At 40.9% G+C, this 13,801-nt stretch carries 13 protein-coding genes; all 13 read right to left on the bottom strand.

The features are described from left to right. Positions 1 to 376: 376 nt before the first annotated feature. The 13 genes from dapA to rbfA all read right to left on the bottom strand — a co-directional run bounded on the left by dapA (position 377) and on the right by rbfA (position 13,794). A complete protein-coding gene (dapA, locus tag LC091_RS07015) occupies positions 377 to 1,249 on the bottom strand; it encodes a 4-hydroxy-tetrahydrodipicolinate synthase (RefSeq protein WP_226681312.1) in 873 nt (290 codons plus the stop codon). Then, on the bottom strand, positions 1,242 to 2,513 hold the full coding sequence (dapG, locus tag LC091_RS07010) for an aspartate kinase (RefSeq protein ID WP_226681311.1): 1,272 nt from the start codon (positions 2,511 to 2,513) through the stop codon (positions 1,242 to 1,244). The genes dapA and dapG overlap by 8 nt, the downstream gene beginning before the upstream one ends. A 163-nt stretch (positions 2,514 to 2,676) precedes the next feature. Continuing rightward, positions 2,677 to 3,720 carry an aspartate-semialdehyde dehydrogenase gene (asd, locus tag LC091_RS07005; protein ID WP_226681310.1) on the bottom strand — a complete coding sequence of 348 codons (1,044 nt, stop codon included), beginning with the start codon at positions 3,718 to 3,720 and terminating at the stop codon, positions 2,677 to 2,679. Positions 3,721 to 3,872: 152 nt separating this feature from the next. Next, positions 3,873 to 4,472, bottom strand: coding sequence for a dipicolinate synthase subunit B (locus LC091_RS07000; protein WP_010193296.1), 600 nt, complete (start codon positions 4,470 to 4,472; stop codon positions 3,873 to 3,875). Between the two features lie 2 nt (positions 4,473 to 4,474). Further along, positions 4,475 to 5,371 carry a dipicolinic acid synthetase subunit A gene (gene dpaA, locus LC091_RS06995; RefSeq protein ID WP_226681309.1) on the bottom strand — a complete coding sequence of 299 codons (897 nt, stop codon included), beginning with the start codon at positions 5,369 to 5,371 and terminating at the stop codon, positions 4,475 to 4,477. Between the two features lie 421 nt (positions 5,372 to 5,792). Beyond that, a complete protein-coding gene (locus LC091_RS06990) occupies positions 5,793 to 6,035 on the bottom strand; it encodes a YlmC/YmxH family sporulation protein (RefSeq protein WP_226681308.1) in 243 nt (80 codons plus the stop codon). An 80-nt stretch (positions 6,036 to 6,115) separates the two neighbouring features. Further along, positions 6,116 to 7,360: a M16 family metallopeptidase gene (locus tag LC091_RS06985; protein ID WP_226681307.1), complete on the bottom strand. Its 1,245-nt coding sequence runs from the start codon at positions 7,358 to 7,360 to the stop codon at positions 6,116 to 6,118. Between the two features lie 30 nt (positions 7,361 to 7,390). Continuing rightward, positions 7,391 to 8,356, bottom strand: coding sequence for a polysaccharide deacetylase family protein (locus tag LC091_RS06980; protein ID WP_226681306.1), 966 nt, complete (start codon positions 8,354 to 8,356; stop codon positions 7,391 to 7,393). A gap of 144 nt (positions 8,357 to 8,500) precedes the next feature. Next, on the bottom strand, positions 8,501 to 10,618 hold the full coding sequence (gene pnp / locus LC091_RS06975) for a polyribonucleotide nucleotidyltransferase (RefSeq protein ID WP_226681342.1): 2,118 nt from the start codon (positions 10,616 to 10,618) through the stop codon (positions 8,501 to 8,503). A gap of 276 nt (positions 10,619 to 10,894) precedes the next feature. Then, positions 10,895 to 11,164, bottom strand: coding sequence for a 30S ribosomal protein S15 (gene rpsO / locus LC091_RS06970; RefSeq protein ID WP_010193305.1), 270 nt, complete (start codon positions 11,162 to 11,164; stop codon positions 10,895 to 10,897). Positions 11,165 to 11,266: 102 nt separating this feature from the next. After that, entirely contained in the window at positions 11,267 to 12,238 is a 972-nt protein-coding gene (ribF, locus tag LC091_RS06965; RefSeq protein ID WP_226681341.1) for a bifunctional riboflavin kinase/FAD synthetase, read from the bottom strand. A 49-nt stretch (positions 12,239 to 12,287) separates the two neighbouring features. Next, positions 12,288 to 13,199 (bottom strand): tRNA pseudouridine(55) synthase TruB, encoded by a 912-nt coding sequence (gene truB / locus LC091_RS06960; RefSeq protein WP_226681305.1) that lies wholly within the window; start codon positions 13,197 to 13,199, stop codon positions 12,288 to 12,290. Positions 13,200 to 13,428: 229 nt separating this feature from the next. Beyond that, a complete protein-coding gene (rbfA, locus tag LC091_RS06955) occupies positions 13,429 to 13,794 on the bottom strand; it encodes a 30S ribosome-binding factor RbfA (protein WP_223493358.1) in 366 nt (121 codons plus the stop codon). Positions 13,795 to 13,801: the final 7 nt, after the last annotated feature.

The raw sequence follows: 13,801 nt of genomic DNA, 5'->3' as shown, positions 1-13,801 counted from the left end.
TTTTTCCTCGTCACTCAAGTCTTCATAACGGTGATGAGGACCTTTCTACTCCTGATTCCTCGTCACTCAGGTCTTCATAACGGCAATGAGGACCTCTCTACTCCTGATTCCTCGTCACTCAGGTCTTCATAACGGCAATGAGGACCTCTCTACTCCTTTTTCCTCGTCACTCAAGTCTTCATAACGGTGATGAGGACCTTTCTACTCCTGATTCCTCGTCACTCAGGTCTTCATAACGGCAATGAGGACCTCTCTACTCCTGATTCCTCGTCACTCCAGGTCTTCACCCCCACGAACCCAGCATTCCACTATTTTAAAGTTCCACGAACAACAAAAAGAACCAAAGCTTCCTAACAAGCTTTGGTTCTTTCGCATATTACACAGTTTCTATAAGTTTCGTTAACGTGTTTCTTTCTTCTTCTGTTAGCGGCACCAATGGTAGTCTGACACCGCCAACATCCAACCCTTTTAATTGCAAGGCTGTCTTAACTGGTGAAGGGCTTGGTGCACTGAATAATCCCTTCATGACAGGCAGCAACGATTGGTGCTGTTTAGCTGCACTTGCAATCTCCCCTGCTTCAAAAGAACGAATCATTTCTTGCATTTGATTTCCTAAAACATGGGAGGCTACGGAAACCACACCATTTCCTCCAATTGAAAGCACCGGCAAGGTTAACCCGTCATCGCCACTGTATAGGACAAATTCATCCGGTGTATTTGCAATGATTTCCGTCATGGCATCCAGATTTCCGCTTGCTTCTTTGACTGCAACGATATTGTCAATAGCAGATAGACGAACAATCGTTTCAACCGACATATTAACAACTGACCTGCCAGGTATGTTGTATAGCATAACAGGCAATGAAGTTTCGGAAGCGATTGTACTAAAGTGCTGATAAAGACCTTCTTGACTAGGCTTATTATAATACGGTGCCACTAACATGATAGCATCAACACCTGCAGCCTCCGCTTTTTTCGTCAGGTCAATAGAAGCACGGGTATTATTGCTACCAGTTCCTGCGATCACAGGAATTCTGCCATCGACAACTTTCACTACATGGGAGAAAAGGGCAAGCTTTTCTTCTGTTGATAGGGTAGGAGATTCTCCTGTTGTTCCGGCTACAACAACGGAATCCGTTCCGTTTTTAATCAAATAGTTAATCAATTGTGTTGTTTTTTCAAAGTCTATGTTCCCTTTATTATCAAAAGGGGTTACCATAGCTGTTGATACTTTACCAAAGTTAATCATGAACTGTTTTCTCTCCTTCTTCTGCGGTTGGGTGTAAGATCGTTATTTGTTTTTTTGCAAGATTAAAAGCCTTGTGTAAAGCATTCACCGCTTTAATCATATCTTCTTGTTTTACAAGTACCCAGATTGTAGTGTGACTATCTGCGGATTGTAGAATTTGTATGCCTAGTTCCGACAGTGCGGTCACTATTTTTGAAGTTACCCCGGGCACGCCTGTCATTCCTGCTCCAACTGTTGCAACTTTTGCACAGTGGCGGTTTACTTTCGGCTCATACCCCAACTTTCGCAATACATTTATCGCTTTTTCACTCATCTCATCTGTGACAGTATAAACGACACTTGTAGGTGAGATATTGAAAAAGTCTACGCTTATCTGTTCATTGGCCATTGCTCGAAAGACTTCGGTTTGTATGCCATAATTCCCTTCTTTTGCAAAGACCTTTATTTGTGTGACATTCGGTACATGGGCTATTCCTGTAATCAAGCGGTCCTTCACGTCAGCACCTTTCCCCATTCTATCAAGGGAGGTGACTAATGTCCCTGTTGAGTTGGAATAAGTCGACCTGATACGGATTGGTATCTTTGCTTGCATCGCAATTTCCACGGCACGTGGATGGATTACTTTAGCACCCTGGTATGCCATGTTACATATTTCGTTATAGGTGACAACAGGTAATGGAGAAGCATCTTTGACAATTCGCGGATCTGCAGTCATGACCCCTTCCACATCTGTAAAAATATCAATCCATTCTGCATGTAGGGCTGCACCCAATGCGGCAGCTGAAGTATCACTTCCTCCACGCCCAATGGTAGAAATATCCCCGTTCTTCGTTTCCCCTTGAAATCCTGCCACAACCACCACTTGATGCAATTCTAGCATTTCAAGAAGTCTTTCACATTTCATTTCAATAATACGGGCGTTTGTGTGGTCATTATTAGTTCGAAATCCAGCCTGTGGACCATTTAATGCTGTTGCGGAAATTCCTTCTTTTTGCAACAGACTACTGAAAACAATGGAAGAGATAATTTCTCCACAAGATAAAAGCATATCTATTTCACGCTTTGACACATTGTTCTTCCCTTTTTCCACAAGGTTCAAGAGAGTGTCTGTTGCGTACGGTTCTCCTTTTCTTCCCATTGCGGATACAACAACGACCACTTTGTATCCATCATTCACGGCCTTTTTTATATGTTTAATTGCAGCATGTCTACTGGTTTCATCCCTTACAGACGTTCCACCAAATTTTTGAACTATTATTTTCATATATTGACACCTCATCGCGGTTTAGAAACATCCTTAATACATACGAAAGATGTGATGAAAATAGTACCCTTGTAAAAGGGACCCTGTTCAAGAATGGCGTTGGAACGAAACCGGACTTTCTTCCGAAAAGAAAAGGTCTTATAAAGACCTTTTCACTATCTTATTATCGGTTGATGACACCAAGTTTCACTAAACTCTCAGCAATTTGCACGGAATTCCAGGCTGCGCCTTTTAGCAAGTTGTCAGATACAATCCATAAATGGAAACCTTTTTTGTTATCCAGGTCCTTCCTGATTCTACCGACAAACACGTCGTTAGAGCCCACACATTCAGCAGGCATTGGATAGACCTGCTCTGCCGGATTGTCTTGCAGCACAACGCCAGGAGCCTTTTCGAGCAACGCTTTCATATCTTGAACAGTCACATTTTCGTCTTCTACTTCAATATATACAGACTCGGAATGTCCTGTTACAACCGGAAGGCGTACACATGTCGCAGCAACCTGTAGGTTTTGGTCATGCATGATTTTTTTGGTTTCATTGATCATTTTTAATTCTTCAAAAGTAAAACCGTTCTCTTCAAACTTATCAATCTGTGGAATCGCATTGAATGCAATTTGATAATGCTTCTTATCACCTTTAACAGGTAGAATGCTTGGAGTGAAAGCTTCTTTGTTTAGAATTGCCTGTGATTGAGACTCCAGCTCATCAATTGCCGCCGCACCTGCTCCTGATACAGCTTGATATGTGCTGACTATTACCTTAGTAAGACCATATGATTGACGAATCGGCTCTAATGCAACGACCATTTGGATAGTTGAGCAATTCGGGTTGGCTATAATGCCATTATGGGATTTGATGTCTTCTTCATTTACTTCTGGAACCACCAATGGGACATTTGGATCCATGCGGAAGAAACTAGTATTATCAACCACTATTGCTCCTCGCTTTGCCGCTTCAGGTGCAAGCTCTTTGGAAACACTTCCTCCTGCACTGAATAATGCTATATGAACACCCTCAAATTTGTCAGGTGTTGCCACTTCAATTGTAACTTCTTCCCCTTTAAATAATACCTTTTTACCTGCAGAGCGCTCCGAAGATAATAGCGTAAGCTTCTTGATAGGGAAATTTCTTTCTTCTAATGTATGAAGCATCTGCTGTCCTACTGCTCCTGTTGCGCCTACTACTGCTACATGTAAACCACTCATCTATTAAGCACCTCTCCATTTTAAAAATAGCTCTGTTATTGTTTATCTGAGCTTTCAGAATAAATATTCATATATAGTTTTTTATTTTATCATATTACTGAAATAAAGAAGAGAAGAAATTCTTACTTTTCTTCTCTTCTAAGCAAATTTTATTATAAATCGTCTTTGTATCTTTCCACGATGACTGGTTGTATTTGCTTATGCTCTAATGCATGCTCCACAGTGGGCATGAGCATACTCATTCTTGCCACCATGGAGTTTGGTTTTTTGTCTGGTGCATCTTGCCCGTAAGGAATAAAATATATGTTTTTGGTTGCCATTAATCTCATCAAGTTTAATCCGTTTAGTCCAAGCGCATCATTTGTTGATATCCCTAACACAACCGGATTATGATTCCGCAGTGTTGCCTTTGCAGCCATTAGTACAGGTGAATCTGTAAGCGCATTTGCTAATTTACTCATTGAGTTCCCAGTTAAAGGGGCAATGATCATACAATCTAATGGAATTTTTGGTCCAAGCGGCTCTGCTTTTACAATGGAATCAATCACTTTAAATCCTGTCATATCTTCTATCAGTTTAATCCAATCTTCCCCTTGACCGAATCTGGTATTAGTATGTTGAACGGTCGAAGTAACTACAGGCCTCACTTCTGCACCCGCATCAAGCAGCTTCTGTATTTCTGGAATGACGGCATCATACGTACAATGAGAGCCCGTTAAACCAAAACCTAGCCGTTTACCTTTTAATTGCATGGTTATTTCCCCTTTCTCCCTTCCATTTCTTCTTTAAGTAATTGTGACAAGACATTCGCCACGATCTGCCCCGCAGTTTTGGGAGCAACAATTCCTGGAAGTCCTGGAGCTAATAAAGCTTTAATTCCTCTTTTTTCGGCATATCGGAAATCCGTACCCCCAGGTTTTGATGCCAGGTCGATAATGAGTGTATGAGCAGGCATTTTGGAGATTACATCCGATGTTACGATAAGGTGTGGAATAGTATTGATGCAGACATCTACATCTGTAACATTGTCAGCCAATTCGTTTAAATAAAATGGAGTTACGCCCATCTCAAAGATACGTGCAATATGTTCGGATTTTCTAGCGCCTACACGGACATTAGCACCGAGTGCGGCAAAAGTACGTGCTACGCTCATACCGACTCTTCCTAAACCTAAAACCGCTACTCTGGAGTTATGGATCGTAATATCTGTATGTTGAATAACCATCATAATGGTACCTTCCACTGTCGGAATTGCATTATAGATGGCAACATCATCACGATCAAACAATTGAACCAACTTCCTGTTTGTACTTGCCACCAATTGATTCAAATAGGGATTAGTGATACCCGAATAAATGGTACAGTGCTCTGGCGTGTTCTTGACTATCTCCTCCGTTAACACAATCTTTTCGTTAGAAAAAATGGTATCAACCTGCCCCTCTAAATTTGTACCGGGAACAGGGAGGATAATAGCATTGACAGTCGTAAAATCTACTTCATTCATCTGCTCCTTTGAAGCACCTGTAAAGCCGTGATCTAATTGGTCAAATCCTACAAGCGAAAGCTTCGCGTCTAGCTCAATAAGCTTACGTATCACTTCCAGCTGCCTTGCATCACCGCCAATGACAGCTATGTGCAAACCGGTCAGCATATATCGTTCACCTTCTTCTACTTCGTGAAAGTTTGTAAATCTGGCTCAAGTTTTTCTTACTTCCACATCTTATGTAACCTAAGGAAAATCTGTGCTTGAATCAAAGGAGAAAGGAAAGAGTTTGCAAGGGGAATGTTATTCGGTGGGATGTGGATAGTTAGATTGGAGGTTTTCTGAACTATATGCCTGAAGGTGGGATGATTTCTTTATGTTTTGGCGTATTAAGTGGGCATTATACTACCGAAGACCTCATGATTCCTGCCGTTCGGGCATATAGAACGCTTCTATACTACCGAAGACCTCATGATTCCTGCCGTTCGGGCATATAGAGCGCTTCTATACTACCGAAGACCTGTAATTCCTATCGTTCGGGCATATAGAGCGCCACAAACAAAAAAAGACCCAGCTCACGCCGAGTCGGTCATTCTTCTTCCGGTATGTCAATAATAATCATATCCGTGCCAATCTTTTTAATGTGATTCCACGGCACACGAATGTCACTGCCTTCCTTCTTTAACCCGAACCATTTCAATGAAGGAATGATGAGCGAACGGATCTCACCGGTATTTTCATTGATTTCAAGATCTGTATGACCAAGTATGCCGAGACGTTCTGCCCGTTTCACATCAACAATTTCCTTTCCACTCATTTCACTTAATCTCATAAGAAAAACACCTCCTATATTATCTATATTAGAAGACGTCCCAAAAAAAACCTGCCATTAGAAAATGGCAGGCATGAATATTATTTTTCTTGAATCGATTTAGGCATTTCGCCGCTAGGACTGATCAAAGCAACTGAATACTCATCTGTGAAAATTTTGGTTGCCAAGTTATTTACTGATTCCTCTGTGATACTATTAATTCTTTCTAAGATATCATCAAGGGAACGGTGTCTTCCGAGAAGAAGCTCGTTCTTACCATTTCTGCTCATACGACTGTTTGTACTCTCAAGACTCAACATAAGGCTACCTTTTATTTGTTCCTTACTGTTGACAAGCTCTTTTTGGGTAATTCCGTCACGTTTCAAAGTGTTAAGCGTCTGTTGAATAGTTTCAAACAGAAGATCTAACTGGTTGCTGCCAGTTCCACCATAAATGGTAAGCATACCATTGTCTTGGAAGGTGGAGTGATAAGAATAGACAGAATACGCAAGGCCGCGTTCCTCTCTGACATCCTGGAAGAGACGACTGCTCATGCTTCCGCCAAGTACATTGTTCAATACAATAAGATTGTAAATATCTTTATCTCCGATTTGAAGCCCGTCGTAACCAATGCAGAGATGAGCTTGTTCGGTCGTTTTCTTTTTGGCAATTCGTCCGGTTTCAAAGGAAGGTTTTACATACTCACGCTTAGAGTGACCAGTTTCATAACTTCCAAATAGGTTTTCAATTTCTTTTACAAAAGACTCATCGATATTACCAGCAACAGAGATAACTACATTGTCAGGAGTATACGTTTCCTTCATATATTCGCGCAATGTATTTCCGTTAAAAGCGGATAAAGTTTCTTCTGTCCCTAATATCGGATAGCCTAGAGGATGGTTACCATACGATGCTCTTGCCAAAACGTCATGAACAATATCGTCTGGAGCATCTTCATACATTTTGATTTCCTCGTATACCACATTTTTTTCCTTTTTCAATTCTTCTTCATCGAAAATTGAATGGAAAAACATATCTGCTAATACTCCAAGTGCATAGGAAGAGTGCTCATCCATCACTTTTGCATAATAACAAGTATATTCCTTAGAAGTGAATGCATTTACCTGCCCTCCGATAGAATCGAAAGCTTCAGCAATTTCACGTGCATTTTTTGTTTCTGTTCCTTTAAAGAACATATGCTCGAGGAAATGAGATACTCCGTTGTTTAAATTGTCCTCATTTCGTGAACCTGTTCCAATCCAAACGCCGATCGCAACCGAGCGGACATGTGGAATGTTTTCTAATACAATTCTTACTCCATTTGAACATGTATGTTTAGTAAGCAACGATAATCCTCCTATTCAAGTTTGCCAAATCTAGTTGTGATGAACGATCCTTTCTTCACTTAAAAGAGAAGTAACCGTTCCTAGTTCGAGCCCTTTTTCTTTAATGGATGTAATAAGAGTCTCCAAGCTGTTTGCAGTTGATGGTGTAGGATGCATAAGAACCATTGCTCCGGGATGAATTTTCCCCATCACTCTGTTAACGAGCACATCGGGAGACGGCTTCTGCCAATCAATGGTATCAACACTCCACATGATTGTACCTAGCTTCATCTCATGAGCGATGTTTACAACCTCGTCACGGTAGCTTCCACTTGGAGGGGCAAACCAAGTGACTTTACTCCCGGAGATCGCCTCAATGACTTCATTTGTCTTTAAAAGCTGTTCCCTGACTGCTGTACTTCCCAATGTTTTCATATTAGGGTGTGTGTAAGAATGATTCCCTACTTCATGTCCTGCATCTATTATCATTTTAGCCATCGAAGGGTTTTCTTTAACCCATCTTCCTTCAAGAAAAAAGGTTGCTTGCACTCCATGATTTTTCAATGTTTCTAGCATCCCTGGTATATGCTCATTTCCCCAAGCCACATTTATCAAGAACGACACCATAGGCTTTTCAGGGTGACCTCGGTAAACCGGCGAAGGAGGCAAGTCAGAAAGATGAACTTGCGGTGGAATTTGCTTCATAACAAGCTTCTTCTCGTCAAACTCACCGCTCTTCTTCATGTTTTTATATGAAGCTTCAAGATTTACCTTTAAACCGTTAAGTCCGGGCTGAGCCTTCCAGACCTTATCTATCTTGGCGTCTTGCGGGGCCACTTCATAAGTAGCCGCCTTTTGTTCAATTTCCACATAAAGTGCATCCTTTTTCTGGGCAACTTCTGCTATATCTTTAGAAAGTATAGCAGCTATATCACCCTGAAATGGATGACTCACCGTGTTATATGTAAAAAATGCAATAATAACAAATGCCAACAATTGAAACGTACTTCTTTTCATTCCACCCACCCCTTCCTACTTAAAATTTATGTAGGGAGTGGACAAGGTAGAACAAAGAATAAAGAGGAAAAACACCTTCCCCACGAGGCAATTTTCAATGGGGAGGTACCACAAAAAGCCCGGCGGTCAAACCAGGCTTCATTATTAGGACATTTGTTCGTTTTTTTCTTTTTTCTCTTTAAGTAATACTTTTCTGGAAAGATTCACTCTTCCTTGTTTGTCAATTTCCATTACTTTAACAAGAACTTCTTCTCCAAGTTTCACAACATCTTCCACTTGTTTCACGCGTTCTTCTGCAAGTTCGGAAATGTGGACAAGTCCATCTTTTCCACTGAATAGCTCAACAAATGCACCGAACTTTTCAATACGTTTTACTTTACCCATGTAAATTTCGCCCACTTGGACTTCACGTACGATATCTTCGATGATTTTCTTCGCTTTGTCATTCATCTCCATATTAATGGAAGAAATAAATACCGTTCCATCTTGTTCGATGTCAATCTTAACTCCGGTTTCTTCAATAATCTTATTGATTTGTTTACCGCTAGGTCCAATTACATCACGGATCTTATCAGGATTGATGCTCATCATCAAGATTTTCGGTGCATACGGAGAAAGCTCTTTACGAGACTCATCAATTGTAGCAAGCATAGAATCTAGAATATGCATACGTCCAATTTTAGCCTGTTGAAGTGCTTCTTCTAAGATAGCACGAGAAAGACCTTCAATTTTAATATCCATTTGTAGTGCTGTTACACCTTTTGCTGTACCAGCAACTTTAAAGTCCATATCTCCAAGGTGATCTTCCATTCCTTGAATATCGGAAAGAACCGTATAGTGCTCGCCCTTTTTAATTAGTCCCATTGCAATACCGGCTACAGGAGCTTTAATAGGTACACCTGCATCCATCATAGCAAGTGTGCTTGCACAAATACTTGCTTGAGAAGTAGAACCATTGGACTCAAGAACTTCAGATACTAGACGAACTGTGTACGGGAAGTCTTTCTCGGAAGGAATAACCGGTTCAAGGGCACGCTCACCAAGAGCACCATGTCCAATTTCACGACGTCCAGGTCCTCTCATTGGTCCTGTTTCCCCGACACTGAATAATGGGAAGTTATAGTGATGCATGAAACGTTTCTCTTCTTCAATGCCCAATCCGTCAAGGATCTGTACGTCACCAAGTGCACCTAAAGTACAAATGCTCAGTGCTTGCGTTTGTCCACGAGTAAACAGACCAGAACCGTGAGTACGAGGCAATAGGCCGACTTCAGAAGCAAGTGGACGGATCTCGTCGCTTTTACGTCCATCAGGGCGTACTTTATCTTCTGTAATGAGGCGTCTTACTTCTTCTTTCACTAGCATGCTTAAGATTTCATTAACTTGTTTCAACACATCAGCTTCTACTTCTTGCTCTTCATAACGTGCAACAACCTCTGACTTCACTTCTTTGATTGCAGCTTCACGAGCGTGTTTTTCAAAGACTTGAACAGCTTTTGTCATTTTCTCTTCAGCAAGTGCACGGATTTCATGTTCAAGATTTTTATCCACTTCATAAAGAGTAACTTCTGTTTTCTCTTTCCCTACTGCTTGTACAATTTCTTCTTGGAAAGCAATTAAACGTTTGATTTCGTTATGACCAAACATGATTGCTTCTAACATTACTTCTTCCGGAACTTCATCAGCACCAGCTTCAACCATGTTGATTGCATCCTTTGTTCCTGCTACAACCAAGTTAATATCACTCTTTTCAAGCTGTTCAACATTAGGATTAATAACGAACTCGTCGTTGATTCTTCCTACTGTTACACCTGCGATTGGACCTTGGAAAGGAATATCAGAAACAGAAAGCGCCAAAGAAGAACCGAACATCGCTGCCATCTCGGATGAACAGTTTTGATCCACACTCATCACGATGCTGATTACTTGTACTTCGTTACGGAAACCATCAGCAAAAAGCGGACGAATTGGACGGTCAATCAAGCGGCTAGCCAAAACAGCCTTCTCACTTGGACGTCCCTCTCTTTTGATGAATCCACCTGGAATTTTACCTACTGCGTATAATCTTTCTTCATAGTTAACTGTTAATGGAAAGAAATCTAATTTCTTCGGTTCTTTTGAAGCGGTTGCAGTGCTAAGCACAGCCGTATCTCCGTAGCGAACCATTACTGCTCCGTTTGCTTGCTTTGCTAATTGTCCTACTTCTACCGTCAGGTTTCTTCCAGCCCAGTCGATAGAAAAGACTTGTTTATCTTGTCTCATGAGTTCGTTTAACCCCTCTCTAGCTTTCATATGTATTGACCTTCTTCTCATACCTGCATCCATACAACGAACTGCAGTTTAAATAGTAGAACAGTCTATGTGAAAATAAGTTTTAGTATTATGTATAGTATGAACGAAATAACTACTACATATCAATAGAATTCCAGCATGTATAGGAAAAAAATCGCTTTTTGGGTTAACTTTAAGCAATTTTTGAAAAATAACTTCTAAAATACTAATAAAAAAGCGGGAATTCTCCCGCTTTTTCTGACAAACTTATCGACGTAAACCTAATTTGTTGATTAGTTCACGGTAACGAGTTACATCTTTGTTACGTAGGTAAGTAAGTAAGTTACGACGCTTACCAACCATTTTCAATAGACCACGACGTGAGTGGTGATCTTTCTTGTGAGTACGTAAATGCTCGTTCAGGTTGTTGATCTGTTCTGTTAGGACAGCGATCTGAACTTCTGGAGATCCAGTGTCAGATTCGTGAGTTCTGAACTCGTTGATAAGTTCTTGCTTACGCTCTTGTGTAATAGCCATCCTATTCACCTCCTTAATAGTAAAAACCCCTATTACCGAGCAAGCGTTGGTGATTCGACTTGCCAAGCAATGGTTTTAGTACGTTTAATAGCATACCTCTTTTTAAGTCAAAAAGCAAGTATCGTGTAGGTTTTTTTGAAAATAGTCTTCGGCAATTCCCTTGTCTTTTCTAATCTGACCCACAAGTGCATCAACACCCGAAAACTTCTTTTCTTCCCTTATACAATTATGCCATTCTATTATTACCTCAGCTCCATAGATTTGCTGATCGAAATCCAAAAGGTGTACTTCTATGGACGGTAGGTTTTCTGTTTCCTGCTCGTGGAAAGTCGGTTTATAGCCGACATTGCACACACCATTGACCCAGCTGTCGTTCACGTGCATACGGACCGTGTATACTCCTGTCTTAGGTATCACATAATCATCATCAAGCACCACATTCGCAGTGGGAAATCCGATTGTCCGGCCCCTCTTTTCTCCATGCCCAACTTTTCCCCGTATTTGATAATAACGACCTAAAGTATTCGGCAGTTCGGCCACTTTCCCTTCCTTTAACTGCTCTCTAATAAAAGTCGAACTTACTTTCAAATCATTTGTGGTATATTTCTCCACTACTGTCTGATCAAATTGTTGTCTGGAATGAAAAGGCAGTGTCTCCATTGTCCCCTTGCCGAGACTGCCATAGGAATAATCAAATCCAGCTACTACATGTTTGATGTTCAGACCAATAATGTATTGATCTACAAAGTCCTGCGGTACTAGCGACGCAAAAGACATGTCAAATTTGACCACATAAAGAATGTCCACCCCTAAAGAAGCAAGCAACCTAATCTTTTCAGAAAGTGGAGTTATGTAGCGGACATGTTGGACAGTTTTCCTCAGCACGACGGAAGGATGCGGATCTAACGTCATGACGGCACTTGCAACCCCTAGCTCTTTTGCTTTAGACAGCGCACTCTTAATCACTTTTTGATGCCCCAGATGGATGCCATCGAAAAAACCGAGAGCCACTGTAGCAGGGATACATTTTTCTTTTGTAAGGGAATGGGGATGCTCCAAATACACAACTTTCATCATTTATCACCTAAATCTTAATTAATCATCCAGGACCTGCATGCACCAATTAATTATGAAAAACTTTCTTTGGTTTCATGAGGCCTGGCTTTGATGGATGTTTCATATAGATGGCCAAGCATTTTTCATCATGGAATACACTAAAATATTCATTCGATTCATCAATATTTTCCGGATACGGCAAAACCGCGCCATTATACACTTTCTCTGCTACTTTATCACTAATCTCCAACTTAGGCAATGAACTCAGTGCTTTTTCCATAGGCAACAGTTTCTCTTGAACCAACCCTTGTTCTGTAAGCTCACTTAACTGTTCTAAAGTAATTGCTTGATCGATGGTAAAGTCTCCAGAGGAAATTCTGGTCAAATAGGACATGTGGGCAGGATAACCTAGAAGCTCGCCTATTTGTACAGCAAGAGTTCTTACATAGGTACCTTTACTACAGTTAACTTGAAAAGAAAAACGAACCTGCCCTTTTTCTTCTTCATATGTAATATCGCTTGTGAGGAAAATATCATGGATGGTTATTTTCCTTGAAGGTCTTTCGATAACCTTCCCTTCTCTCGCATATTCATAAAGTTTTTTCCCTTTAATTTTTACAGCGGAGTACATGGGAGGTGTTTGTTCAATTTCTCCTTTTAGGTCTTGAAGAACGGAAAGTATTTTTTCTTTTGATATCGGATTTTCTACCCGTTTTTCTTCCACGACTTCCCCTGTTTGATCTTCTGTCGTAGTTGCGGTGCCGATGGTTACTTCAGCCACGTATGTTTTTTGTTCTGCTGTGAGGAATTCCACTACTTTGGTTGCCCTGCCAATACAGATAGGAAGGACCCCGGTTACTTCTGGGTCTAGTGTCCCGGTGTGGCCGACTTTTTTTGTCTTTAGTATTTTTCTCACTTTAAATACGCAGTCATGTGAAGTGAAGCCTTTTGGTTTGTTTAAAATTAAAATGCCATCCATTTAGGCCACCCCTTTCATTTTATTATATGTAATACCCTGTAGATTGAAGTGCAAGGTGTGAGACTCCTGCGGGGGATAACGGTAGGTTGAGACCCCGCAACGAAGTGAGGAGGCTCAAGCACCGTCCCGCGGAAAGCGAACACCTGGAACGTAAATCAACAGGGAGTCAATGCGAAATATCATTTGAGTCAACAAAAAGGATAGACAAGTGCTGCCTATCCTTTTTCTTTTACTCTTCATCATCTGAATCAGAGTCTTTTTTATTTAATTCATGAATCAGGCTTTCGATGTGGTTACCGTAAGCAATGGATTCGTCAAATTCGAAGAAAAGCTCTGGAGTTTTTCTTAGGCGAATTCTTCGTCCAATTTCACTGCGGATAAAGCCTTTAGCTTTTGCCAAGCCAATCAATGTGTCTTGTCTTTTCTCATCGTCTCCAAGCACAGAGATAAAAACCTTGGCTTGTTGAAGATCTCCAGTAACCTGTACATCCGTTACTGTTACAAAGCCTACACGAGGGTCTTTGATTTTACGACCAATGATATCGGATAGCTCTTTTTTCATTTGCTCTCCAACTCTGTTTGATCTGAGTGTCATACCTTTC

Source organism: Sutcliffiella horikoshii (genome assembly GCF_020524325.1).
In the GTDB taxonomy this organism is placed as follows: Bacteria; Bacillota; Bacilli; order Bacillales; family Bacillaceae_I; genus Sutcliffiella_A; species Sutcliffiella_A horikoshii_D.
This window is presented reverse-complemented; position numbering and strand designations above follow the sequence as displayed.

Bases quoted from the DNA above. Each gene is read 5' to 3' on its own strand.
- pnp (WP_226681342.1), bottom strand. From the start codon at position 10,618: ATGAGACAAGATAAACAAGTCTTTTCTATCGACTGGGCTGGAAGAAAC.
- dpaA (WP_226681309.1), bottom strand. From the start codon at position 5,371: ATGCTGACCGGTTTGCACATAGCTGTCATTGGCGGTGATGCAAGGCAG.
- truB (WP_226681305.1), bottom strand. From the start codon at position 13,199: ATGGATGGCATTTTAATTTTAAACAAACCAAAAGGCTTCACTTCACAT.
- LC091_RS06980 (WP_226681306.1), bottom strand. From the start codon at position 8,356: ATGAAAAGAAGTACGTTTCAATTGTTGGCATTTGTTATTATTGCATTT.
- rpsO (WP_010193305.1), bottom strand. From the start codon at position 11,164: ATGGCTATTACACAAGAGCGTAAGCAAGAACTTATCAACGAGTTCAGA.
- ribF (WP_226681341.1), bottom strand. From the start codon at position 12,238: ATGAAAGTTGTGTATTTGGAGCATCCCCATTCCCTTACAAAAGAAAAA.
- dapG (WP_226681311.1), bottom strand. From the start codon at position 2,513: ATGAAAATAATAGTTCAAAAATTTGGTGGAACGTCTGTAAGGGATGAA.
- rbfA (WP_223493358.1), bottom strand. From the start codon at position 13,794: ATGACACTCAGATCAAACAGAGTTGGAGAGCAAATGAAAAAAGAGCTA.
- asd (WP_226681310.1), bottom strand. From the start codon at position 3,720: ATGAGTGGTTTACATGTAGCAGTAGTAGGCGCAACAGGAGCAGTAGGA.
- LC091_RS06990 (WP_226681308.1), bottom strand. From the start codon at position 6,035: ATGAGATTAAGTGAAATGAGTGGAAAGGAAATTGTTGATGTGAAACGG.
- dapA (WP_226681312.1), bottom strand. From the start codon at position 1,249: ATGATTAACTTTGGTAAAGTATCAACAGCTATGGTAACCCCTTTTGAT.
- LC091_RS07000 (WP_010193296.1), bottom strand. From the start codon at position 4,472: ATGCAATTAAAAGGTAAACGGCTAGGTTTTGGTTTAACGGGCTCTCAT.